Here is a 24,548-nt window from a genome sequence, read left to right on the forward strand (position 1 = left end):
GACTACTTAGATCTGGAGAAACCAAAAGAAATGACTGCGACTTCCTTGCTAGAGACTGCCTTGGTTTAAGAGCAGGATAATTCATAGTTGTTTTGACTACCTTTGATTTATTGCTAATTATGGGTATTCAGTGCCAAGCAAAAAGTCTACGAACTTTGACTAAGAATTTGTTCAGCTCGCTAAAATTTGCAGGGTTTTACTTGTTACCAAATTAAATATGACAAAGGTAATCAAAATAACTAAGGATCACCCCTCTTCAGTAAAGGTTCTTTCAATCAACCCACTCGGCGTCACATCAAAAGCAGGATTAAAAAACTCAACTCCAGTGCTTGCCGTGATGGACTTACCATTAATATACGAAACTTCTTCTGCTGATCTTTCTTCAATTGGAATCAAGTCACCGGTCTCAAGACTCATATCAAAAGTACTCTTGGGTGCAGCCACAAAGAAAGGGATCTCATGAAACTTAGCTTGAATTGCCACTCCATAAGTACCTATTTTATTTGCAGCATCTCCATTGGCTGCAATCCTGTCAGCGCCAGTAACTACCAAATCTACTAGCCCTTGTTTCATCACATGAGCAACCATATTGTCACTAATTAAAGTCACAGGGATTTGATCATGTGACATTTCCCAGGCAGTCAATCTAGAACCTTGTTGACGTGGACGCGTTTCGCAAGCATAAACCATTTCAACTAGATTTTCTTTTGCTAGTTCTCTTATGACACCAAGCGCAGTACCATAGCCGCCTGTAGCCAACGCTCCAGCATTACAAATAGTCAGAACCCGGTATCTCTGAAGCCCAGCCATAACGGATTTACTTCTCAGCTTAGATTTAATGTACTGAGCAGCATTCATACTCATCACTTTGCATCTTTGGATATCATCTTCTAAAATCCAATGAGCCTTAGTTAGTATTTTTTGATAAATAGTTTTTGGATCATCCAAGTCACAGCCTTTAATGACAGCTTGCACTTGATTAAGCGCCCACATTAAATTCACTGCTGTCGGTCTTGTTGATCTTAATAAGGCATCAGCCTCACAAAGATCCGCTCCAGCCTTTGCAGCAAGCGCCATTCCGTAAGCGGCGGCAATACCAATCAAAGGCGCCCCGCGCAAAGTCATGTTTTTTATAGCTTCAGCCATAGACTGATGGTCTTGAATTTGAACATGCTTCAATTCATAAGGCAGCTCTCTTTGATCAATCAAGCTAACAGTTTGAGAATCACTATCCCAAGCTAAAGGTCGAATCGTATCGAATTTCGTATTAGTTTCTAGAACCTGCATCAAGATAAAATTGTATCACAAGTCAAAACCGTTACGTTTTTAACACCGGGTGATAAACAAGTAACGGTTTGCTATAATTTCGCTCATGAATACACAACAAACTTTTTTAGCAATCAAACCAGAAGCATACACTAGAGGTGATGCCACTGGAATAATAACAATGCTCAGCAAATTACTTCCTGACGCAAAATGCGTGGCAATGAAAAGCTATCAACCAAGCGAAGAGCTAGCAAAAGAGCACTATGCAGCGCTTAGCGACAAACCATTTTTCCCTGAATTAATCGAATCATTTACAGCTGGTTCTATACTTGGAATGGTTTGGGAAGGCGAAAATATCGTATCGAAAGCAAGAGAAGCAATGGGTGCAACTGATCCAAGTGCTGCTGCTGAAGGTACAATACGCAAGAAATACGGCAAACACATAGGTGATAACGCTATACACGGCAGTGATACAGAGCCAGGCTCAGCCGAGCGTGAGGTTAAAATCCATTTCCCCGAAGGTAGATTTAGCGAGATTGCTGATCCTGCAAGCAAAAGCCGAGAGCTTTGCCAAGCGGCTGCGTAGACACTTCTGATTAATACAAATTCTTTATAAAAAACCTTGTATTTTTAGCTTAGATTAAGCTAAAATTGTCCACTGAGTATGTTAAAAATTAGATTTCAGAGATTTGGCAAGAAAAAAGCACCTATGTACAGAATATCTGTACTAGAAAAGTCTTGCAAAAGAGATGGTAAACCAGTAGAAGTACTAGGGTTTTACAATCCAAAAAGCAAGGAGCTAGTTTTAAATACAGAAAGAGCCAAGTACTGGCAAACAGTAGGAGCGCAAGCATCTGAATCAGTTAGCTCAGTACTAAAAAGAGAGCCTATTCATGATTTAGTAAGTGGTCCATACCAACACAAAGCTAAAGACAGAGCTGAAAAAGTCAAAGCTAGAGAAGAATTAGTTGCACAATCAACAAAAAACACCAAAGCTAAGAAAAAACATGCTGAAGCAAAAGTCAACGCTGTTAAAGAAGCTGAAGCTGCCAAAATTGCTGAAGCCCAAGCCAAGATTGCTGAAGCAGAAGCTGCCAAAGTTGCAGCAGAAGAAGCTAAAGCTGCTCCAGAAGAAGCAACAACTGAAGAAACACCAGCTGCTTAACAATTCACTAGACTGCAAGTCTACTTATTAGACCTGTTTCGAAACAAGTCTAATACAAGTCACAATTCTCTCCAAAGCTAACTAAATTACACACTTAATAACCTAACAGGATCTGCTGCTTTACTTGCTGGACTTGATCCCGATTTTGCAGGACCGTCCTTACGAATCTTAGAAATTATTTGCATTGTATTCGTCCTCTCTGAAGTAGGGATTGAACCAGGCTTCTGAGTCACATTGTTATTGTCAGCACTTGCTGAACTTCCATTTTTGGGTTTAGAACCTTGGCTAGCTCTACTCAATACTGATTTATTAACGCTTGGGCGACTTAAGTGCTGCATAGTAGATCGACTATTGCCTGATCCCCATGTCCGCAAGCCATTATAAACCTTTGATACCATAGAACGAATCTTCCGAACAACAAAGCCAATTCCGTGTGCACTACTAACTGCTGCTTGCCTTGCTGTTAAATTTCCAATTGATACCATTTTATAGAGTTGAAAATATGAATAAAATCCTCTGGATTTTACAATTTCATAACCTTTGATATCATATTAATATACATACATGAAATTGTAAAGCTTTCGTACAAAGAATTTTTAGATTCGACATACTGCAAAACCCGGAATTATCCTTAAAGCAAACGCAACATTCGTTGCGGTTGCTACCTTTTTTAAAGCGACATCACTAGCAAAACGGGGTTTTGCAGGATGTCTAGTGATGTCGACACAAAAAAGCTTGGAACGGTGCGGTGCACGAGTTCCGTTAGTAAAGATAAAGGGAACTTTCGCAGGAAGTCTATTAGTCCTTAAATAATATTAATAATGGAACATAAGACCAAAAACTAAAGTCTCTTATTTATAGCAAGGTATAGCTTTGCCGTTTTTTTTATGGCGATTAACCACAGTTCATTAGAGTTCAAACAATCCAAAATCAAGTCACAACTTGAGAACTGGAAAAAGCATCTTATCGATTTCAGCAAGAGAAATCAACTCTTGTTTTTCAAACCACGCCCGAGCATGACAATTGAATTTACTGAAGATCCCAAAGATGTATTCAAAAAACTAGTACTTGAATCAAAGTCACTTGCTTTACAACATTCGATTACCGCTTTCAACACCAATGAACTTGGCACAGATGGGGCAACTGAAATCCCCATGAATGATGACTCATTAGAGCCAGGCATGAGCTTTGAAGATATTGAGTCATTTGACGCTCCCATGGCAATTGATATTGACTTCGACTTAAGTAGTGCACTACAAACCAATAAAGATCTTAAATCACTTGATCAATGTCTTTCTAAACTCAAAACCAGAGCCAAAGCCAGCATTCAAGAAACCGGCGTTAATATACTTTATCTCACACTTTTTTTCTTGGAATGGAAACCCAAAACAGCCAACAATATAGAAGACATAGCAAAATCACCGCTACTACTGTTGCCTGTCAATCTTGATAGACGCGGACTCAATGGCGCATTCAAGCTCAACCTGGTTGAAGACGAGATTCGAATAAATCCGACACTCGCCTACAAACTAGATAGAGACTACGGTATAGACCTTAGTGGTTTTGAAGAAGAGTTGCAAGAAATTGAAAACATAGAACAACTTGAGGAAACTATTGCCCGCATTCAAGCCTATATAACCAAGGATCACATAAACTGGATAATGATTGACGAATCATGTTTGAGCTTGTTTTCTTTTGCCAAACTTTCACTCTATAAAGATATAGAAGAGAACGAGAAGAGAATTGAAAATCATCCGATTATAAGACAAATCTCTGGAGAGCTTATCGGAGCAGATGAACTTAGCAAAATTCAACCACTCAAGCAAGAGTTTCTGGTTAAAGCAGATCAAATTGATAGTAAACTGGATGCCAATCATTCAATGCAAATTCTTGATGCTGACAGTAGTCAAGAAGAAGCAATCAATGCAGCCAAAGCCGGTCAGAGCTTTGTTATTCAAGGACCTCCTGGTACCGGCAAATCACAAACCATAGCCAATATTATTGCTGAGTCACTTGCACAAAACAAAAAAATCCTTTTTGTAAGCGAAAAAAAATCGGCTCTTGAAGTTGTTGTAAATAGACTCAAAGAAAGTAAACTCGATCTTTTTTGCCTTGAATTACATAACTCTCAAAAGAAAAAATCAGAAATTATCCACAAACTCAAAACTTCAGTTGATGAAATTAAAGCGCTGGCAATGGATTCTCAACGTCCAGTTTTTATTGATGATATAAACAAAGTCAAAAAACAAATCCAATCAGGGATTGATGAACTGCACAAGATACGTGAGCCAATCAGCAAGAGCCTTTATGAGATTTATGGTGAGCTAAGTGACCTTGAGATGAAACTTGCTGGTGCTGAAGGAATTGAATTTACAGTTCCAAGTATAGAAAAAATAGACTTGCGTAAGCTCTCCCAGCTTGATTATTGGTTCAAAGACCTTGCCTGCAAACAAGAGATTCTTAATGACTATGGTAATTTCATTTGGCGTAACGCTGACGTGCAAAACCTCAGCTTTGAACTAGAAAATGAAATCAAAACTAATTTCATTGAATTTAAAAATATCCTCAAAAGACTAGAAGACTACGCTAATCCAATTGCACAGAAATATTTTGCTCGTGAAGTGACCAATATCAAAGAATTCAAGTGGCTCGCTGAAGCCTCCAAGCTAGCAATCGATTCTCCGTTTCCTAAGAAGGATTGGTTCAACCCCACTAAACTCAACGACGTGCAAACACTTACAATTGAAGCTAAGATTGAGCATGAAGAATACACCATGGATAAGACCAAATTACTTGGTAAATACAATCCTGACTTTCTGGAATTAAATCACGAAGAACTAATAACTAAATTCACCAAGAAATTCACTGGGATATTCAGATTCCTCAATTTTGATTACTATCAGACAGTCGACAAAATCAAAAAGATGTCAGTCTACAACGAAGCTAAGAGCATTGATTCGATCATTCGCGACCTTGAACATGCTGCCCAATTAGACAAAAAAGCAAATGAAATAGCCAAAGAAGAAACCGAGCTCAAATTTGCTCTTGGTGATTTTTATGATGAGTTTGATACTGACTGGAATGAAACTATCACTGCAATCAATTGGGTGCGTAAGGTAATGGGTAAATTTGGTGACGGGAGCTTACCAAACACCTTACTTGAAGTAGTTTCAGAGAACACAGAAGAAGATAGTTTTAGTGATTTCCAGCAACAAGCCAAGGATCTAATTCAAGCATATGAATTACTGAAGTTCCATTCACAATATTACAAAACGATTTTCCCTAATCCTAATTTAGACTTTGATAAACTAAGCTTCTCTGAACTATCAGATCATCTTGAAGACTTAATAACCAACATCACCAAAATAGAAGACTGGATAGAATTCAAAAGACTAGAAACAGAAGCCAAAAATCTAGGAATGGGTCAGTTTGTTACTGCATTAATCCATTCACCAATAAAAAATATTGATGCGGGAATGATTAAATCTCTATTCTTGCGCAAACTCTACCAACTCTGGGCTGACAAAATTGAGATTGAGAACCCACAGATGCGCAAATTCAGTGGTGACGCACAACAACTACTTATTGATAAATTCACCAATCTTGACTTACAGTTGCAAGCAAAAAACCAATATCAAGTTAGTAAATCACTGTCACTCAACTGGATAGAGTTTGCTTCCAATATCCTCAATAAACAAGACTTGCAAGTTCTTAGTCACGAGCTTAACAAAAAGAAGAAACACAAGCCAGCTAGACTCTTAATACAAGAGATTCCAGAACTCCTGCAAACACTCAAGCCTTGTTGGATGATGAGCCCACTTTCTGTTTCTCAATTAATCGAAGTCAAAAAAAACAATAATGACCACAGACTCGTTGAGTTTGACTTGGTGATTTTTGATGAGGCTTCACAAATCAGAACCGAAGATGCTATTTGTTCTATTTATAGAGGTAAGCAACTTATATTAGCTGGTGACTCTAATCAATTACCTCCAACTAATTTCTTTAGCCAAATTGACAATGATGACGATGACTACGAAAACAACAACTTCGAGAGTGTACTTGACGAGTGTTCAGTCTTCCTTGACAGTCACACACTCAATTGGCACTATCGCAGTCGTCATGAGGATTTAATCAAGTTTTCTAATTATCATATTTATGACAATCAATTAATCACTTTTCCTTCTCCAATTGCAAAGTCTGACGATTATGGAATTGAGTTTGAATTAATAGACAAGGGTTATTACGAAAAAGGCTCAAGGTTTAACCGCAAAGAAGCAGCAAGAGTAGCTGAAGCTATCATTGAGCACTATGCCAAGAATCCTGAAACCAGCCTTGGTGTTATTGCTTTCTCTGAAGCCCAGCAATTTGCCATCGAAAGAGAACTAGCAAAAGAATTACGCAAAAACCCAGAACAAAACCAAAGCTTCTTGGATGAAGAGCGCACTGACTCTTTGTTTATCAAAAACCTTGAGAATGTACAAGGTGATGAGCGTGATGTGATTTACTTTAGTATCGGTTACGCTAGAGACCGCAAAGGCAATCTCTCACACAACTTTGGGCCACTTAATCGTGATGGTGGGCATAGACGACTCAACGTTGCAATCACTAGAGCTAGAAACAAACTCAAAGTCTTTAGTTCTATTACTTCTTCTGACATTGACCTTAGCCGTACTAGTGCTCAAGGAGCCACTCTACTCAAGAAATACCTTGGCTTTACTGAAGAAGCATATATGAGTTCTAGAACCGGAGAGACATCATTAATAACTGCAAACGAACTTTCATTGCCAGCCTCAGGCGAGGCAATCCAGTCTAGCAATTCAGACGGTATTTGTTCTATCGAAGAATCCATAGCCAGATCTATAGAAGCCCGAGGCTACCAAGTCGAACGTTTCTTAGGTTCCTCTGATTATAGAATTGATATAGCAATCCGTGACCCACAAAATCCAGATCAGTTCATACTAGCAATTGAAACTGATGGTAAGATCTATCAATCAGCCAAAACCACTCGTGACAGAGAGCGCCTGCGTAGACAAGTACTCAAATCACTTAACTGGAATGTTCATAAAATATGGGCAAGAGATTGGGTTAGGAATGCAGAGCAAGAGTTAGCAAAACTGATAACTAAGATCGACTAGTACTCTCAAACCGCAGCTTTATCGGACGACAAAGACTCCTAACGAACTATCATGTTCTCATAATCTCCAGTTGGACTTTCAGCTGCGACTAATGCTTGACTGGAACCATTTTCATTGTAATTAATTACAGTATAGTTCGGATCATACGGGTTAATAACAACAACTTCTCCATCACTGCCCTTTACAGAATAAACAACTTGAGCCATTTTCTCATTATCATAAACAATTTTACGTTCAAAACTAAAACCATCTTCTGTTTTAAAGCTCAAGATCTGCTGAGCATATTCTCCAAAACCGAGTGGATCTCTATTACCAACCCCCAAACCATTATCGCTTTTTTCAACAGCAATTCCTAAATTACCATCTGTATTAATTACAGTATCAATTAAAGCAACAACTGACTTAGCTTCAGCGCTCATAAATGGCGAAAGACTATCACCGTGAAGAGCTATCAACTCATGACTCTCTCTATCAGCTAGCTTGAGTAAAGGTAGTTCATGGCTTTGTCTTGGTATATCAATAAATCCATTAGCCTCATCAATTGCTCTAGCAAGATTAATTGACTTCGCTCTAGCTGCTGCCACTAAAGCAGAAAGGCTTGGAATACTCGTAGTTGCTGCTCATAAGTAGAGATTATCATTTATCTTGCGCGCAAGTCAAGGGTTTTAAATCAAATTCTCCAGCCCATAAACCAACCTATCCAAGTCCATCACTTTCTCTGAAGCTAATAAAATCCCTGGCATAAAACTAGATCTATCAATAGTCTCATGATTAATAGTAAGAGTCTGTCCTTGACCACCAAAAATCACCTCTTGACTAGCTACATAGCCCTGCAAGCGCAGGCTGTGAATTGGCACACCATAATGCAACTCACCACGCGAGATTTCACCAGCATGCGGACTTTTGTTTTTTTTCTTGCCGGCACTTTCACTAATTAATTTAGCAGTCTTAATTGCTGTCCCAGAAGGTGAATCGATTTTGGCTTCATGATGTTTTTCAATGATTTCATACCTATCCATGTACTTACTAGCTTGAGCTGCAAATTTCATCATCAGAATCGCTCCAATGGCAAAATTGGGTGCAATGATAGTTCCAAGTGAGTTCTTTAAACTAAGTCTAGTTAAATCATTTATATCATCATCACTTAAACCGGTTGCCCCAATCACCGGTCTAACACCGTTGTTAAGAGCAAGTTTGGAATTATGAAAAACACTATCAGGTGTTGTTAGCTCAACTAAAATATCAATATTGCCTTTCTGTAACTCTGGTTCAAGCTTGTCGATTAATCTGACACCATGAGCTTCAAATTCTTTTTTGGTACTAGCATCAACATCCCCTAGCTTACGTACTAAAGCAGCAACTAGTTCAAATCTATCTGAATTAGCTAAGAAAGTCTCAACAGCTGACCTACCCATTTTACCTAAGGCGCCGGCGACTATTACTCGAGCTTTTTGCAGTTGTGGCATAATATATATGTTAGCATCCGTCTTCGCATTTGCTACGACGCGACAAGCCGTCCGTCATTGCGAGCCATTAAAAATGGCGTGGCAATCCAGAACTCATGAGACTTGGAAACGACCTCTGCAACCCCTCAAGGATCGAAAAGATCTACAAGCGCTTCGGCGCCAAATTTTTGCAGCGCCTTCTTACAAAAGAAGAGATAGAAGATCTCTTAGCGCAACAATCCAAAAAACTATTTATTCATAGATTAGCAGGACGCTATGCAGCCAAAGAAGCAATTGCCAAATTATTTGGCACTGGTATCGGCAAGGAGCTCAGCTTCCAAGATATTCAAATTATTAGAGATCCTAGTGGTAAACCACTAGTCAAACTCTCAGAGAAAGCCACTAAATTAGCTGAAAAGCTTGAGATTAAAGATATTCAAGTATCAATAAGCCATGAGGATATTATGGTCTTAGCTACCGCCATCTCTTCTTCTTAACCCAGACTCTCCGCAAAGTCTTTAATCTACGCCCAATTGAGTATTGACCGATCAACCCCAAATAAGCCATAATATGTATGGCGTCAATATCTTTTGTCGTCATCGATATAGTGAATCCAATAAGCAATAGCCCAGTAAATACAGTGGCTAGGGCCACAGCCCCTAGTAAAGCAGATTCTGCTGCCACGAAAACAGATACAGCTTCGATATTTGATTTTCATAGCTTAAGTGAACAAAAACACAAAATCAAAGAACCCGAACTCAATTCAAAACAAAAATTCTACAAAAAAACTCTCAAGATTTTCAATAATGAAATTAGCAAAACTATCGATGCACTGTCACCTCTAGCCGGACTGGTACTAGCTACTATTGCAGCTAGTACAGGATTTGGTATGCTCGGTTCAGTACTCTATGGAATTGCACCGATACTCATTAGTAAACTAAACACCAAAGCATTAGTACCATGGCTCAATCGCAAAAACGAAGAACTAAATGATCATGACCCCAAAGTCAATCTCAACAAGGATCTAGTCTTTGATAAAGCGACCCAAGAAAATCTTTTTTATAAGATCAAACAATTTCTTGGTTACAAATCAGAACTGCAAACTGAAGAGCTAGGCAAAACAGTTGGTACCAGCAATGGCAATTTATTAATCCTCCATGGGCCGCCAGGAACCGGCAAGACAGCAATCGCTGAAGGGGTTGCAGCCATTGCCAAAAAACCACTTATCAAAGTTAACGTAAATGAAATCGAATCGAAGTATGTTGGTGAATCGGAAAAAGAAATCGCAGCCAAATTCAAACTAGCCAAAAAAATAGGTGCCTATCTTTTCTTTGATGAGGCTGATGCACTTTTAATGCCGCGACCAGAAAATAATGCAACAGGCGGCTCTATACACCAAACCAAAATCACCAACACCTTCATTCAAAATTTTAACGAACACGGTGACAAAGTCAAAGTGATACTTGCAACCAATACTGCAAACTCACTAGACAACGCCATCAAAAGTCGTTCGATACTATGCAGTGTGCCTGCTCCAAATATAGAAATGCAACTCAAGATTCTCTACAAAAAGCTTACAGACTTTGGACTAAGTGAAGAGAGAACCAATAAAATAAAATCACACGAAAAAGAACTTAGAGAACTTCTCTCTAAGGACTTTGCTCACTTCACTGGACGTGATATAGAATCTGCAGTCAAGGCTGCTTTCTTTATTGCCGAATCGCGCGCGCAGCAATCAGCTTCAGCAATCGACTTTAGTCTTGCTGACATAGAACAATCATTCACCAATCTAAATAACGATAAAGAGCGCAGCAATAGTTCAGAACTAAGAACTACTAGCCAAAAAGAACAGATACAAAAATCAAAAGCATTTTTGTCGTTGTTAGGTGTTTAATTATTAGCGTTATTTGTAAAAGCAGCGTTATCAGCCTTTGAACCGAGCAAACGCAACTCACTACCTGATATTACAGGCTTAGTAACCAAGTCACCAGTTGTTTTGTCGTTCCAAGAATCCCAGTCAGCTTGACCTACAATTGCGATCAATGATCCTTTGCGAACGTATTCACCAGCGATCTCAGCTTGCTTACCCCAAAGTTTGATATCGAACCAATCTGTTTCTTTATTTTTAGTTGGTCGATTAATAGCAAGTGAAAAACTTGCCATACTTGAACCTGATTCAAAATATCTAAGTTCTGGGTCTTTGCCGACTCTACCGATTAAAGTTACATGGTTAATTTCTTTTGTTGACATAATAGATTTGATTTTAGCACAGCAAATCTAAAAATATCGCCAAGATGGTGTAATACACAAAAGGTTTTTTTAACCTTAAATCTGATATTCGGAATGTTGATTTTGATATAATAACTACATTATGGCAAGCACAAAAGGCAAAGTATTAGGTATAGACTTAGGTACAACCAATTCATGTATGGCAATTATGGAAGCAGGTCAGCCAACTGTAATACCTAATTCAGAGGGTGCAAGAACAACCCCATCTGTTGTATTTTTAGGAGCAGACAAATCTGTTGGGCAAATAGCTAAACGACAACGTGTGCTTAAACCAAAACAAACTATCTACAGTGCCAAAAGACTTATTGGTCACACTTGGGAAGAGACCACCGGTGAAAGAGCCAATCTTGCCTATGACACAGTTCAAGGCAAAAACAACTCTGTCAACATCAAGGTTGATGGAAATGAATTAGCACCTCAAGAAATAGCTGCACAAGTTTTACGTAAACTTAAAGAAGACGCCGAAGCTTATATCGGTCAAAAAATCGAACAAGCAGTTATCACGGTACCTGCCTACTTCAATGACAGTCAGAGACAGGCAACCAAAGACGCTGGTAAAATCGCAGGACTTGAAGTTCTTCGTATTATCAACGAACCAACTGCAGCTGCTTTGGCTTACGGCTTAGACAAAAAAGAAGAATCTACTATTCTGGTATTTGACTTAGGTGGTGGTACTTTTGATGTTTCTATTCTTGAACTTGGAGATGGAGTATTTGAAGTTAAAGCGACAGCTGGCGATTCAAGACTTGGTGGTGATGACTTTGACTTTATTTTAGTTAATCACATTGCTGATGAATTCAAAAAAGAAAACGGCATTGATCTTCGCACAGACGCGCAAGCTCTGCAACGTCTTACTGAAGCAGCCGAGAAAGCCAAAATGGAACTTTCCAACTTGACAGAAACCACTGTCAGCTTACCTTTCATCACTGCTGACGCTAGTGGTCCTAAACACTTGGAGATGAAAATCAACAGAGCCAAGTTTGAAGATCTTTCACAAGGCTTGTTCGACAATATCAAAAAGCCTCTCAACCAAGCTATCAAAGATGCTGGAATTGATATCTCTGAAATCTCTGAAGTTATTCTTGTTGGTGGATCGACTAGAATCCCAGCTGTCAAAGAAATGGTTAAAACCATCACTGGCAAAGAACCAAACCAACACGTCAACCCTGACGAAGTAGTTGCAGTTGGTGCTGCAATTCAAGGTGGAGTACTTGCTGGAGATGTCAAGGACGTAGTTTTATTAGACGTAACTCCTTTAAGTCTTGGTATCGAAACTCTTGGTGGCGTCATGACTACGCTTATCGAGCGCAATACAACTATCCCAACCAAAAAATCAGAAAGCTTCTCAACAGCTGAAGACAACCAAACTAGAGTAGACATTAAGATCTATCAAGGTGAGAGAGCCAAAGCAGCAGAGAATAAATTACTTGGTGATTGTCACCTAGACAATATTGGAGCTGCTCCGCGTGGTGTGCCTAAGATCGAAGTTACTTTTGATATTGATGCCAATGGTATTCTCAATGTTTCAGCTAAGGATCAAGCAACTGGTAAAGAACAAAAAGTCTCTATCACTGCTTCAACCAACCTCACTGATAGTGATATCGATAAGATGATCAAAGAAGCTGAAGCCAAGGCTGATGAGGATAAACAATTCCGCGATCAGCAAGAAGAGCGCAACAAGGCTGACTCACTTGTTTATGCTGCTGAAAGACTTATCAAAGAGCATAAAGACAAAGATTATGCTGCTGCACTTCAAGAAGTATCAGGCAAACTGATGTCTGAAGCAGAAGACTTACGTAACTTAATCAAGGACAATGGTTCAACTGAGGATATCAAAGCCAAAGCAATTGATATTCAAAACGCAATCACTGCATTTAATACTGCTCTAGCTCCTCATGCTCAAGAGAGTCCAGAAGCTGATGATAGATCAAATGACAGTCAAGCCAATGATGATGTTATTGATGCGGATTTTAAAGCTACTTCAGTAGATTAATTTAGCGTATTGCAGAAGCACCCAACTGCAAGGATTTAGTTTTAATGACAATAACTGATAAATAGATATCTTTATATTTAGTAAAGTTGGGCTGGATGACACGCTCCTAGGTGACTAACCACACAAACTCAAAAAAACCAAATCCCCTTTATAACCAGATCGGTTAATCACTTTGCCAATCTCCATAAAACTAGCACCGCTAGTACTAATATCATCTAGTACCAAAACTAGTTGCTCGTTAGTAGTTTCGGGCAGCAAACTAAAGTCAAAAACAAAAGCATCTTTAACAATTTCTAGACGCTCATATTTGGCTTTATTAAACAAACTTGGAGTGTCTTTGACTCGTAAAAGCAAATCTGGTACAAAATTAACCGAAGCAAGCTCCAATTGCACTAGTCCATGAGCTGTTTGCGTTAAGTATTTTTGACTTAAGTCAAAAACCACAGCAAAGTCCTTAGATAATAACGCCGCCTGATTATAGCCACGCTTCTTTTGCTTCCCTGAATACATTGGCACAGCACTAATATAAATATCTAATTTAGACACAGGCAAATCATCAGATTTATAATGCTCAATATCTCCAATACTAAGTTCACTCAGTATCCAATCAGCATGCAAAGTCCAATACTCATATAAAAACCCAGCCCAAAACTCCGAAAGAAAAGGCTTGCGATATTTAAAATGTCGAATCAAGACTTTAGTAGCATCGTCATACTTAGTGGCTTTATAAATTCGTGGATAAAAATTCTCCTCAAGAATCGCTTCAAGCTCTTGATAATCAAAATCCAAATACTTACGTGAGTAGTTTTGCTTCAACCAAGAATACTTGAGCCGCTCAAAACAAAACTCACAATAGTAATCATCGGCGTAGACTTTACTACAGCCACTACAAAGCCGTAAAGAAAACGAATTTAAAAACTTCTCAAAATATTTTGCAATAGTCCAGCCAATCAGCACAGGGACTATTTTAGAGGGTTAAAGTTAAGGCTACGAGTATTACACTATTTGTAAACTCTTTTCGATCCTTCATGTCCGCTTGACTAGTCATAAGGACACGCTGAAAAACGTAGTTTTTCTAGTCGGGTCCATGATAAAAGGTTGTGACCGTGCAGAGCACGTGTCACATAAGGCGCGAGAAAGTCTATTTTTCAGTACATCCATAAAGTTGTAGCTAAATATCCAGATGGAATTTCGAGGCTAGTATTCAATAGACTTGTTTCGAAAGTCAATAGACCTTTTGCAAAAGTCGGCATTATCATTAGACTTGTTTTGAAGATGGACGAAGATACTAGCCAGATAAAAGTTAATAAATTAGCTATTACTGTGGTATAATACCAATAGGAGCTAATATATTGTCCTTTATTTTAAATCACTTTGGGGATATTTTACTGGATATCAAAGAGCAAGCAAGAGCTTTGCGCTTGTCACAAAACTTAAGCCAAGAGGGGCTAGCTAAAAGATCAGGAGTTAGCTTAGCCAGTCTAAAACGTTTTGAAGCGAGTGGAAAAATTTCTCTGGAGTCTTTATTAAAGTTAGCTCAAGTACTTGGTGCCTTAGAAGATTTCAAATCTCTTTTCAAAGCAAAAGAATTAAAAAGCCTTGATGAAATTATTGACAATGATAAAAGAAGAGAGAGGGGAATGAGAAAATGAAGTTCAAAACAATAAAACAACTCAATGTTTTCCTTGACTGGGGTGATGAAAAATTTTTCATCGGAAGACTTGCTATTAGTGATAGAAAAATTTATTTTGAGTACGATGATGATTTTTTGAATTTAAATCTAGAGATTTCCCCCTTCAAACTGCCTGCAAGAGCAGGAGTACAAAGTCATAACGATTATATCTTTGAAGGTTTGTTCGGGGTTTTTAATGACAGTCTACCAGATGCTTGGGGCAAACTTTTACTTGATAGAAGACTAAGGTCACAGAATGTGCAACCAGAAAATTTGACTGTTCTTGATAGGCTAGCTTATGTGGGTTCCTTTGCAATGGGATGTTTAAGTTATGAACCTGATTATACTGATTATGCTATTCCAAACCAATGCATAGATATAGAAACTGTTGCCAGAGAATCTTTACTCACTCTAGAGGGAAATGTTGAAACTGCCATCTATGATCTGCTGAGCCTTAATGCTTCAGCTGGTGGAGCCAGACCCAAAATCGCAGTAGGGATTAGTCCCGATAAACAGAACCTAATACATGGTTCTATAGTTTTGCCAAATGATTATGAACATTGGTTGATTAAGTTTCCAGCCTTAAATGATCGTGAGGATATAGGCAAAATTGAATATGAATACAGCTTGATGGCAAAAGCAGCTGGTATAGAGATGCCTGAAACCTATTTGTTTAATAAAAAATTTTTTGGGGTAAAGAGATTTGATAGAGAAAGAGGTAGACGTTTACACATACACACTGCATCAGGTTTATTGCACGCTGACCATCATTACCCTAGTTTAGATTACAAAAACTTACTAAAGCTAACTTTCGCTCTAACAAAAGATATACGTGAAGTAGAGAAAGTTTATCGCTTAGCAGTATTCAATGTTCTAGCCCACAACCGTGACGATCATAGCAAAAATTTTTCCTTCATTATGAGCAGAGAAGGAGAATGGAAGTTTGCACCTGCTTATGATTTGACTTATTCACATGGGCCAGCCAGCGAGCATAGTATGTTAGTTGCAGGAGAAGGAAAAAACCCAGGCAAAAAAGAACTAATGAGTTTAGCTGAAGATTTTGACTTGTCCAGAGCAGATGAGATTTTTTTAGAAGTTAAGACTGCAATCAAATAAGTTAACACCTATGATCCTTAAATTGACCGCATTGCGCGCGGTTGCTACCTTTGTTTGAGCGACCTGTACATCGAAACTTTGTTTCGAAACAGGTCTACTATCTCTTGGCTTTATTCACAAAAGGCAAAACAGCAAGCCCACCAAAAAGGCTTATTAAAGAACATATAAAGATAGTCACAATAGATGTGACCAGATAGAAACCCGGTCCAAGGTTTTCGAGCATTTGAAACTCCGATTCAGTACGCATTTTCATAGCTTCATTGATACTATCAATTACAAATCTTTGCACATCAACATCTTGCAACTTGATTGCAATGATCATTGTCAAAACGGCACCAACCACAATCCCAGTACCAATACCCAGAATCACAGCATCAGTTGTTTTAACGTCTTCAAATTTATCTTTGAGTTCTTTTTTAAAAAGTATCACTGCAACTAAGCCACCAATAAAATAACAAAAAAGCGGGGCACCTTGAATAGGCAAGACAAAAATAGTATTGAGCAAAATTACTAATGCAGTTGAAATTAATATTGGCTTAAAATACGGATCCATAATTTATTGTTTTGTCCTTCTGAATCTACCAAAGAGTTTGGCTCTTCGCGTCGTCTCTTCCTTTACTGGTTCCTGGGTAAATTTGTCTAAGTATAGATCCTTGATAGAATCTGGATAGAACCATTGGATTTTTTTACCAGTTTGCCCCAAAACAAAATTGTTTCCATCTGCCGTGATTTTAAAAGCACCAGCATTACCAGTAGCTAAAACAAATCCGGTGTCATCAAAGAACCTAAAAAGCTTATCACCTTTATCGTAATAAACATCACCTTCATACAAAACTTGATCTTGATTAATTCCAATAATTTGATACCAAGCATTATCCAAGACTTCAACGTCTACACGTTTCTCACCAATACCAGCAAGGAAATCCGGTTCCTGACTATCCTCAACCAGGCTCAGTTCTTCTTGCAACGGTTTTGTCTTGAGTATAATAGTCGATTTAGTTTTGACTCTTGGCTTACTCTTCATTGACAAATCAAAAACAAACCAAGTCATTGCTGCAAGCACAATCACCATAGAAGTATAGATATGATATTTAGTGAGTTGGAAACTCCATGGCTTGGGCTGCTGATTAATATCACTATCATTAATAATTTCTTCAATCACCAGATCAACAGCATCTTGTCTCAGGTAATCCAATACGATTTTGATATTTTTAACCTTGAGCGTTTTCAAGATCTTGCTAACAAAACCCATTAAATAAGTTTCTTCTGGTAGTGCAGCTAGATTCGCTTCTTCAATATTGCGTATATGACTAATTGAAACTTTGGACTCCTCAGAAAGTTGCTCGATACTCAAATTAAATCGCTTTCTAGCCGCTTTAATCTCATTACCTATTCTTTCTATTGCTGCTTGGCTCTGCATTTACAAAATTACCTTAGGTTGAACCGCAAAATCCTTTCCGTTCTCTTTAGCAATATTAGCAAGTCCAATCAGCTCTTTTGTTGAGTCAAGACACTTAAGATATTGTTCACCTTGTTCTAAATCAATCAATTTATTACTAAATTGGCTAGACATCCTGCAAAACCCTGTTTTGCTAGTGATGTCGCTAGAAAAAAGGTCGGAACGGTGCGAAGCATTAGTTCCGTTAGTAGAGAGGAAGGGGTCTTCTGCAATAAATCTACTAAGATCCTGTTCTTTAATCGTGACTTTTTGCCCTTGTTGCAGTGCAATCACGTCTTTATTGTCAAATAAGTACTCAGGCAGGTCTAAGTAATCCACCGGGCTCAATATTGTATTGTGTAAATCAACACCTTCCGCCTGAAGATCATCCAAACTATAAGCAGATTGAAGCGTGAAATTATTAGATTCGAGTCGTCTCAAACTAGTCAAATGTCCTCCGACATCCCTTGCTACAGAACGTACATAGGTACCCTCACCACAGCTCATTTCAATCTTGGCAAATGGATAATCAAAATCAAGTAAGTCAATTGAATTAATTCTTACACGACATGGTTTCAAATCGGCAAGATCAATTTCATATCCTTCGCGCATAAGTTGATAGAGTTTTTTGCCATCAATTTTCTTGGCACTGTAAAGCGGAGGTATCTGATCAATCTCTCCTTCCATTGATTTTAACTTCTCCAGCAAATCTTCTTTGCTTAATTTGATTTCTGCTTTGTTTAAAAACTCACCAGTCAAATCATCAGTGTCAGTTGTATTACGCAAATCAATCTCAGCAAGATAGCGCTTGGTCTTTGCAAGGAATCGAATCAAACGTGTTGCAGAACCAACGGCAATTGGCAAAACCCCTGTAGCAAAGGGATCCAAGGTGCCAGCATGACCAACCTTCTTTGTGCGGAGTATGCCCCGTAGTTTGGCAACCACGTCATGAGAAGTCCAGTCTATTGGTTTATCTATTATCAAAAAACCGTTGAGCTGATGGTCAAAATTATTGTTCGCCATGATGACTTTCATCCTTAGCAACTGTTTTATCGATCAAGTCAACCATATCAACTGCTTTGGATAATGAACTTACTTCAATAAAAATCAACTTGGGGGCGTAACGAAGATTGAGTCTTCTTGCAACCACACCACGCATATGACCGGCACTGCCTTGCAATGCTGCTTTAGTACCAACGTGATCTAAACCATCACCAGAATTATCCATGACTGAATACATAACCCTGGCACTACTCAAAGACTGATTTAAATCAACACTAACGATTGATACAAATTTATCCATTCTGTCATCTTTAACTGCACCTTGTTGAATCAACAAAGCAACCTCTCGTTTAATAGCTTGGGCAACTTTCTCTCTGCGTTCGTAGCTTTTCATGGTCCTTCCTTAAAAACGGCTCTCTATAATCCGGGGTGAACATCTTCATATAGAAAGCCAAAATCTTCCCCAAAAGAGGGGATGAAGTTTACCATTATAGCAAATAAACTTGTTCAAGAAGTACAAAGAGATGTCTAGACAGTTGCGATGCAATTTTCTGAACTCTACCAAAATCTTCGATTTTGGGTCTTTTGTAAGACCTCATTACACGAAACCTTCGGTTTCGATGTACAGGTCGCTCAAAAAAAGGTAGCAACCGCGCGGAATGCGCGTGTTGCCTTTGGAGATAATTCAGACTTTCAAAACAAGTCTATTGAACAGGCTTACAACTTGGTTCGAGCGATTTCTTTAACAGTCCAACATTCAACAATATCACCTTCAACAAGATCATTGTATTTCTCAAAACTTAGACCACACTCAAAGTTTTCTTTAACTTCTTTAGCATCATCTTTAAACCTACGCAAGTAATCAATCTTGCCTTCGTATATTTTGGCTCCGTCTCTCATTACACGTGCAATTTCATTACGAACCACTTTACCTTTGGTTACCATACAGCCAGCAATATTGCGTCCATCAATTGTATAAATCTGACGGATCTCAATCTCTCCGAGCTTTTGCTCTTCGTATTCTGGTTCATGCATACCAAGAACAGCACGTTCAAGATCTTCAGTTAGTTTATAAATAACCTCATAGGACTTAATAATGACCTTGGCTTTTTCTGCTTGTTTGGCAGTAGCAGCCGTATCAACACCAACGTGGAAACCAACTACAACAGCACCAGTCTGTTCAGCAAGCATAATATCATTAGATGTAATTGAACCAGATGCAATGGAAATTGGTTTAACCAATACTTCACTACTCGACAATTTATTAATTTCATGAGAAATTGCTTCAGCAGAACCCTGTACGTCTGCTTTAATAATAATTCTAAGCTCTTTAACTTGACCTTCTTTAATCTCAGAAGCAAAGTTGTAGATACCTCTAAATCGTTTGGCATCAAGATCTTCTTGAGCTTGATCTTCAGCAAAGTTGCGAGCTTCTTTAATGTTTTTGTAGGCGCGACAAGAATCTCCAGCTTTGGGTACACCAGACAATCCAAGTACTGTAACGGCTGTACTCGGCGCTGCAGCATTAACTGAAGTTCCAGTTTCATCGATCATCGCTTTCACTCTTCCCCAAACGCCACCAGCTGCAATGTAATCACCAATACGTAAGGTACCGTTTTGTACAAGCATCGTTGCTAGAGGGCCTTTCGATCTTGAAAGCTCTGCTTCAATGATAGTACCAACAGCAAGTCTATTTGGGTTAGATTTAATTTTGTCAGCAAGCTCGGCATCAGCGACCAGCATCACTTTCATAAGAAGGTCATCAATCCCTTCATTCTTCAAAGCACTAATTCTGGCGCACTCAACTGTACCACCATACTCTTCAGTAATAATTTGATATTCGGCAAGTTGACCTAGAACTTTGGCTGCATTAGCTCCATCCTTATCAATCTTGTTAACAGCAACTAAAAAAGGAATCTTGCTTTCTTTGATGTGATTAATACACTCAATAGTTTGTGGCATAACACCATCATCAGCAGCAACAATCAAAACAATAATATCAGTAACATTAGCCCCGCGTTTACGCATCGCAGTAAAAGCCTCATGACCAGGCGTATCCAAGATAGTGATCTTGCGCATATTACCATCAAAATCCTCAGCCTCTATTCTATAAGTGCTAATGTGCTGAGTAATTCCACCAGACTCTTGATCAACTACTTTGGCTTTAGCCTTACGGATCGTATCAACTAAAGTAGTTTTACCGTGATCAACATGCCCCATAATAGTAACAACCGGAGGACGTTTTTCTAAGTTACCTTCAGTCTCATCTTCAAGAAGACTGGATTTAAGTTCAACGTGTCCCTCATCATCCTCTTCAGTATGCACAACATAGTCCATAGACTCCAAGTATTGAACAATAAGACTTTTTTCAAGCATGTCATTAACAGTCTTAACGATGCTTTTCATAAAGAAGTAAGTAATAATTTGCGTCTCTGGGATATTGATTTGTTGAGAAAGCTCTCTAACTGTCATTGGCTTGGTGATTACTGCTTCTTTTGGTCCAGCATCAACATACTCAACTCTTGAAGGGCGTGTTGTTCTCACTCTGTCATTGGTTTGACCACGTTTTTTCTTACGTCCCATTCCTTGAGAAACTGTAGTTGGCTTTGCAACTCTATAAGGCTGGCTATTTCCATCACCCTCAGTGACTCTCGGTCTACTGACTGGTCTAAGTGGAATAGAATTAACTCTACCTATATTTTTAATTGAAGCAGGTTTATTGAAATCTGGTTTATTAGATTGCATCATCCCTTGGAGATTTTCTTTCATCTCGCCAAAGTTTTTGTCTGATTGAATCTCTTCATCAGATCTTTCGTCAGTATCATCTTCTTCAGTATCTTTATTTTCGCCAACAACAACAGGTTGAACTTCCTCTTGTTTTTCTTCTTCCTGTTCTACCTTGGTGATACGACGGACAATCTTGAGCTTAGGCTTGCTATCTTCTTTCTTTTCTTCAACAATAGCTGTTTGTCTTACAACGGTTTTGCTTTTATTACTTGTACCAGTAGAACTCGTTTCAATAATTTGCTCAACATTAATTCGGTCCATTATAGATTTGGATGCACCAATGTCTATGGAGCTTGATGCAGTCTTGGGATTTTCTCCGTATTCTACAGCAAGATTTATAATTCTTCTTGTTAATTCGGCTTGAACTTTTTTTTGAACCTTGTCATCAAGACTTTCCGGTACGCAGTCTCTTGCTAAGTCGTATATTCTAATTTTGCCTGCAGTTGCCATATTGTTTTTATTCGAGCTTTCCTTCTAATAAGGTGAAATTGATTTTAGCTTTGTATCTTTTATGATTAGCTAGTTTATTTATACACAGAGTTTGTTTACAAACATAGACCGATTTTCCAAATTGTTTAGCGCCTGGTCTAATTATGTACTCACCTGTGCTGTGATCTTGTAAAATTCGTATAAAGTTTCTGCGATCTTGTTTAAGCCCACAGGCAACACATTTACGAATTGTTTGTCCCACTCCCTCCATTTATTCAGTAATAGCTTCTGCTACAACTGGTTCTACTTCATCTGCTTCTACTGATACTTCATCAACATCAACTTTAACTTCTTCTTCAACCCGAGCTGCAGAACCTGCTAATTCCTTGATGTCAATTTTCCAGCCAGTAAGTTTGGCAGCAAGCCTCACATTCTGACCACCTCTTCCAATAGCAAGAGATAATTGATCTGCCGCAACTGTAACTTCAGCACGTCTGCCTTCATTATCGTCAAATAAGGCTACAGTAATAACCTCAGCTGGACTCAATGCATTAGAAATATAATCCACTGGATCTTCAGAGAAACGAACAATATCTATCTTCTCATTTCTAAGTTCAGACAAAACATTTTGGATACGAGAGCCTCTAGCACCGATACATGCTCCAACCGGATCAATATCATCACTAGTCGAAATCACAGCAACTTTGGTTCTCTGACCAGCTTCTCTAGCTATTGATCTAATTTCAACCGTGTTGTCTTCAATTTCAGGTACTTCAATTTCAAAAAGTTCTCTAACAAGATCTTCATGTGTGTGTGAAGCGATAATCAAAGGAACTCTACGATCCTCTCTGTATTCATAAACATAAACCTTGATACGGTTACCAACTTTGTAGGTCTCTTTTGGTAACTGTTGTCTCATTGGTAAATGGACATCGAAATTACCAAGATCAACAACAACGTTGGGTTGACCACGAATGGTGTACTCAATACGCTTGATAGTACCTGCGACGGTTGTGTTTTTCTTCGATTCAAATTCTTGCTTGAGGTTCATTTTCTCTGCCTCGCGAATTCTTTGAGTCATAATTTGTTTTGCAGTTGACGCTGCGATTCTACCAAATTCAGCAAAATCCTCAGGCGTAACATCTAATTCAAGAATCTCACCTTCAACGACATCAGGAATATATTCAAGAGCTTCAGCTAACGAAATCTCTCTGCTTTCGTCAGTGACTACTTTGACCACAGTCTTTGGTACGAAGATACCTAATTCACCAGTTTCTTCATCATGTTGCACATTGATAGAGTCTGTTGGTAACAACTTGGTTTTTTTGCGGTAAGCGCCTGCAATTGAGTCGCAAACTGCGCGAATAAATACATCCCGGGGGATATTCTTGAGTTTTTCAATCTCTTCTGCTGCTTCTGTTAATTTGGTTCCTACTTGATACATAATGTTTTCCTTCTGCCCAAATACCCCTTGTAATAAAAAAGCAGGCATTGGCCCGCTGCATTTAAAGGCATTAGTGGTTACGTTTAAATTATACCCGATTTACTATAGTATTTGCAATAGACCTGTTTCGAAACGCTATTTCCAAAAGACTAGTCGCATCCAATCTGTCTAGCTAGTTACGGCGATTGCCCATGATTCTCAATAAAAACAAAAACAGATTAATAAAATCTAAATAAAGTGTTAATGCACCAAGTATAGCCATATTGGGATGATAATTTGTTTGCTGTCCGATCTTTTTGATTTTTTGGACATCATAAGCAGTCAGAGCCACAAAAACTAAAACTCCAGCATAGTTGATCAAAGACGCTAAACCAGTACTATGCAAAAACATATTAACTACTTGAGCAATGATCAAACCAATCAATGCCATAAAAGCCAGTGAACCAATGCCAGTTAGATCTTTCTTGGTTGTAGCTCCGTATAAAGCCATCGCTCCAAAAGTCGCTGAGGCAACAAGAAAGGTAGTAAAGATTGAAGAAGCAGTATATATAACAAATATACTTGAAATAAAGGCACCATTGAGCGCTGAGTAGATAAAGAAATTCATGGCAGCAGCTTGCGGGCTCATCTTGGTGATATTGGCACTAAGGTTCCATACCATAGCTAGTAAACCAATCCCTAGTCCAATCATTAATAAGCTATTTGTCATTAAGGCTCTGAGTATATATTCATTAGTTACAATCAAGAAACTAACAACAGCTGTCGCCAGTAAACCAATAAACATCCAATTAAAAACCCTGGTAACAAATCCCTGTTCAGCCTGGAGCCATTGTCCAGAACCCTGTGTGTCAGTGGGGTCGTATGCTTTGTTCATATGATAATTATATCATATATGAAGCTTAGTTTCACCTGTGCTTTAAGTATTGAGACAATGGTTTCAATAGAATATTTGACCTATCCGTAAAATCAATATCGCGATTTCGTATTTGCTGCACCATGACCTTCCAAACATGATCATTAACTAGCCCATCTAAGCTATCAGCTAAAATATTTTTGGCTTGATTGAGCTGATCCTCACTATATGTTTCCTCGGCTAAAATATCAGCAAGCATATTCACTTCATCAGCAGCATGATGAGTCTTGTCATTGACTAGATTTAAGATCTTGACAATAGCATTCATTTGCCTTTCTCTTGCTCTCGATGCTGGTGCTTCGTTTGAAGATCCTGGAGCTGGTTTTGGTCTAACATAAACTGGGTATTTGGGGCGTCCTGGGATGCGTTTATTGACTACTTTAGCGGGTGGGTTTATCTGTGCAGCGTCACCAGTAACAGATATGCCAGGTCGTGGAATATTATCAGCAGGACG

The 24,548-nt window shown here is 38.6% G+C and carries 22 protein-coding genes; 8 read left to right on the top strand and 14 right to left on the bottom strand.

All coding sequences use genetic code 11. The features are described from left to right. Positions 1-246: 246 nt before the first annotated feature. A complete protein-coding gene (gene mtnA, locus O3C63_05210) occupies positions 247-1,287 on the bottom strand; it encodes an S-methyl-5-thioribose-1-phosphate isomerase (protein ID MDA0772323.1) in 1,041 nt (346 codons plus the stop codon). Positions 1,288-1,372: 85 nt separating this feature from the next. On the opposite strand from mtnA, the gene O3C63_05215 reads away from it, so the two are divergent. Together O3C63_05215 and rpsP are read left to right on the top strand one after the other, a co-directional pair. Continuing rightward, a complete protein-coding gene (locus O3C63_05215) occupies positions 1,373-1,852 on the top strand; it encodes a nucleoside-diphosphate kinase (GenBank protein ID MDA0772324.1) in 480 nt (159 codons plus the stop codon). A 78-nt stretch (positions 1,853-1,930) separates the two neighbouring features. After that, a complete protein-coding gene (gene rpsP, locus O3C63_05220) occupies positions 1,931-2,431 on the top strand; it encodes a 30S ribosomal protein S16 (GenBank protein MDA0772325.1) in 501 nt (166 codons plus the stop codon). An 86-nt stretch (positions 2,432-2,517) separates the two neighbouring features. Here the strand turns inward: rpsP and O3C63_05225 are convergent, their stop codons facing one another. Continuing rightward, complete coding sequence (locus O3C63_05225; protein ID MDA0772326.1) at positions 2,518-2,916, bottom strand: hypothetical protein; 399 nt, start codon at positions 2,914-2,916, stop codon at positions 2,518-2,520. A gap of 402 nt (positions 2,917-3,318) precedes the next feature. Here O3C63_05225 and O3C63_05230 point away from each other — a divergent pair, with 402 nt between their 5' ends. After that, entirely contained in the window at positions 3,319-7,566 is a 4,248-nt protein-coding gene (locus O3C63_05230; GenBank protein ID MDA0772327.1) for a DUF4011 domain-containing protein, read from the top strand. Positions 7,567-7,604: 38 nt separating this feature from the next. Here the strand turns inward: O3C63_05230 and O3C63_05235 are convergent, their stop codons facing one another. Together O3C63_05235 and dapB are read right to left on the bottom strand one after the other, a co-directional pair. Next, positions 7,605-8,150: a hypothetical protein gene (locus tag O3C63_05235; GenBank protein MDA0772328.1), complete on the bottom strand. Its 546-nt coding sequence runs from the start codon at positions 8,148-8,150 to the stop codon at positions 7,605-7,607. 81 nt (positions 8,151-8,231) lie between these two features. Further along, the gene (gene dapB, locus O3C63_05240) at positions 8,232-9,032 is read right to left on the bottom strand and encodes a 4-hydroxy-tetrahydrodipicolinate reductase (protein ID MDA0772329.1); all 801 of its coding nucleotides are present in this window, start codon (positions 9,030-9,032) and stop codon (positions 8,232-8,234) included. Positions 9,033-9,127: 95 nt separating this feature from the next. Here dapB and acpS point away from each other — a divergent pair, with 95 nt between their 5' ends. Both acpS and O3C63_05250 read left to right on the top strand, forming a co-directional pair. Further along, positions 9,128-9,508: a holo-ACP synthase gene (gene acpS, locus O3C63_05245; protein MDA0772330.1), complete on the top strand. Its 381-nt coding sequence runs from the start codon at positions 9,128-9,130 to the stop codon at positions 9,506-9,508. Between the two features lie 77 nt (positions 9,509-9,585). Next, entirely contained in the window at positions 9,586-10,905 is a 1,320-nt protein-coding gene (locus O3C63_05250; protein MDA0772331.1) for an ATP-binding protein, read from the top strand. On the opposite strand, the gene ssb is transcribed toward O3C63_05250, so the two are convergent. Beyond that, positions 10,902-11,261: a single-stranded DNA-binding protein gene (ssb, locus tag O3C63_05255; GenBank protein ID MDA0772332.1), complete on the bottom strand. Its 360-nt coding sequence runs from the start codon at positions 11,259-11,261 to the stop codon at positions 10,902-10,904. The genes O3C63_05250 and ssb overlap by 4 nt on opposite strands. 121 nt (positions 11,262-11,382) lie before the next feature. Here ssb and dnaK point away from each other — a divergent pair, with 121 nt between their 5' ends. After that, positions 11,383-13,293, top strand: a complete 1,911-nt coding sequence (gene dnaK / locus O3C63_05260) for a molecular chaperone DnaK (GenBank protein MDA0772333.1) — start codon at positions 11,383-11,385, stop codon at positions 13,291-13,293. A gap of 114 nt (positions 13,294-13,407) precedes the next feature. Here the strand turns inward: dnaK and O3C63_05265 are convergent, their stop codons facing one another. After that, entirely contained in the window at positions 13,408-14,250 is an 843-nt protein-coding gene (locus tag O3C63_05265; GenBank protein ID MDA0772334.1) for a hypothetical protein, read from the bottom strand. 404 nt (positions 14,251-14,654) lie between these two features. On the opposite strand from O3C63_05265, the gene O3C63_05270 reads away from it, so the two are divergent. Together O3C63_05270 and O3C63_05275 are read left to right on the top strand one after the other, a co-directional pair. Beyond that, positions 14,655-14,945 (top strand): helix-turn-helix transcriptional regulator, encoded by a 291-nt coding sequence (locus O3C63_05270; GenBank protein MDA0772335.1) that lies wholly within the window; start codon positions 14,655-14,657, stop codon positions 14,943-14,945. Then, positions 14,942-16,081, top strand: a complete 1,140-nt coding sequence (locus O3C63_05275) for a type II toxin-antitoxin system HipA family toxin (GenBank protein MDA0772336.1) — start codon at positions 14,942-14,944, stop codon at positions 16,079-16,081. Before O3C63_05270 ends, O3C63_05275 begins: the two co-directional genes overlap by 4 nt. Positions 16,082-16,178: 97 nt before the next feature. Here O3C63_05275 and O3C63_05280 read toward each other — a convergent pair whose 3' ends face one another. From O3C63_05280 to O3C63_05315, 8 genes are all read right to left on the bottom strand, one after another. Continuing rightward, positions 16,179-16,634, bottom strand: a complete 456-nt coding sequence (locus O3C63_05280) for a hypothetical protein (protein MDA0772337.1) — start codon at positions 16,632-16,634, stop codon at positions 16,179-16,181. Positions 16,635-16,637: 3 nt separating this feature from the next. Then, positions 16,638-17,501, bottom strand: a complete 864-nt coding sequence (locus O3C63_05285; protein MDA0772338.1) for a helix-turn-helix domain-containing protein — start codon at positions 17,499-17,501, stop codon at positions 16,638-16,640. Next, positions 17,502-18,542, bottom strand: a complete 1,041-nt coding sequence (truB, locus tag O3C63_05290) for a tRNA pseudouridine(55) synthase TruB (GenBank protein ID MDA0772339.1) — start codon at positions 18,540-18,542, stop codon at positions 17,502-17,504. Further along, the gene (rbfA, locus tag O3C63_05295; GenBank protein MDA0772340.1) at positions 18,529-18,915 is read right to left on the bottom strand and encodes a 30S ribosome-binding factor RbfA; all 387 of its coding nucleotides are present in this window, start codon (positions 18,913-18,915) and stop codon (positions 18,529-18,531) included. Before rbfA ends, truB begins: the two co-directional genes overlap by 14 nt. 323 nt (positions 18,916-19,238) lie before the next feature. After that, positions 19,239-21,758: a translation initiation factor IF-2 gene (gene infB, locus O3C63_05300; GenBank protein ID MDA0772341.1), complete on the bottom strand. Its 2,520-nt coding sequence runs from the start codon at positions 21,756-21,758 to the stop codon at positions 19,239-19,241. Positions 21,759-22,008: 250 nt separating this feature from the next. Beyond that, positions 22,009-23,181, bottom strand: coding sequence for a transcription termination factor NusA (gene nusA / locus O3C63_05305; protein MDA0772342.1), 1,173 nt, complete (start codon positions 23,179-23,181; stop codon positions 22,009-22,011). A 172-nt stretch (positions 23,182-23,353) separates the two neighbouring features. Continuing rightward, positions 23,354-24,055, bottom strand: a complete 702-nt coding sequence (locus tag O3C63_05310) for a Bax inhibitor-1/YccA family protein (GenBank protein MDA0772343.1) — start codon at positions 24,053-24,055, stop codon at positions 23,354-23,356. 31 nt (positions 24,056-24,086) lie between these two features. After that, a partial coding sequence (locus O3C63_05315) for a hypothetical protein (protein ID MDA0772344.1) occupies positions 24,087-24,548 on the bottom strand: 462 nt, incomplete at its 5' end.

This window comes from Cyanobacteriota bacterium, assembly GCA_027618255.1.
In the GTDB taxonomy this organism is placed as follows: domain Bacteria; phylum Cyanobacteriota; class Vampirovibrionia; order LMEP-6097; family LMEP-6097; genus JABHOV01.

Coding starts and splice junctions, on each gene's coding strand:
- mtnA (MDA0772323.1), bottom strand. CDS start 1,287: ATGCAGGTTCTAGAAACTAATACGAAATTCGATACGATTCGACCTTTA.
- O3C63_05215 (MDA0772324.1), top strand. CDS start 1,373: ATGAATACACAACAAACTTTTTTAGCAATCAAACCAGAAGCATACACT.
- rpsP (MDA0772325.1), top strand. CDS start 1,931: ATGTTAAAAATTAGATTTCAGAGATTTGGCAAGAAAAAAGCACCTATG.
- O3C63_05225 (MDA0772326.1), bottom strand. CDS start 2,916: ATGGTATCAATTGGAAATTTAACAGCAAGGCAAGCAGCAGTTAGTAGT.
- O3C63_05230 (MDA0772327.1), top strand. CDS start 3,319: ATGGCGATTAACCACAGTTCATTAGAGTTCAAACAATCCAAAATCAAG.
- dapB (MDA0772329.1), bottom strand. CDS start 9,032: ATGCCACAACTGCAAAAAGCTCGAGTAATAGTCGCCGGCGCCTTAGGT.
- acpS (MDA0772330.1), top strand. CDS start 9,128: ATGAGACTTGGAAACGACCTCTGCAACCCCTCAAGGATCGAAAAGATC.
- O3C63_05250 (MDA0772331.1), top strand. CDS start 9,586: ATGGCGTCAATATCTTTTGTCGTCATCGATATAGTGAATCCAATAAGC.
- ssb (MDA0772332.1), bottom strand. CDS start 11,261: ATGTCAACAAAAGAAATTAACCATGTAACTTTAATCGGTAGAGTCGGC.
- dnaK (MDA0772333.1), top strand. CDS start 11,383: ATGGCAAGCACAAAAGGCAAAGTATTAGGTATAGACTTAGGTACAACC.
- O3C63_05275 (MDA0772336.1), top strand. CDS start 14,942: ATGAAGTTCAAAACAATAAAACAACTCAATGTTTTCCTTGACTGGGGT.
- O3C63_05280 (MDA0772337.1), bottom strand. CDS start 16,634: ATGGATCCGTATTTTAAGCCAATATTAATTTCAACTGCATTAGTAATT.
- O3C63_05285 (MDA0772338.1), bottom strand. CDS start 17,501: ATGCAGAGCCAAGCAGCAATAGAAAGAATAGGTAATGAGATTAAAGCG.
- truB (MDA0772339.1), bottom strand. CDS start 18,542: ATGGCGAACAATAATTTTGACCATCAGCTCAACGGTTTTTTGATAATA.
- rbfA (MDA0772340.1), bottom strand. CDS start 18,915: ATGAAAAGCTACGAACGCAGAGAGAAAGTTGCCCAAGCTATTAAACGA.
- infB (MDA0772341.1), bottom strand. CDS start 21,758: ATGGCAACTGCAGGCAAAATTAGAATATACGACTTAGCAAGAGACTGC.
- nusA (MDA0772342.1), bottom strand. CDS start 23,181: ATGTATCAAGTAGGAACCAAATTAACAGAAGCAGCAGAAGAGATTGAA.
- O3C63_05310 (MDA0772343.1), bottom strand. CDS start 24,055: ATGAACAAAGCATACGACCCCACTGACACACAGGGTTCTGGACAATGG.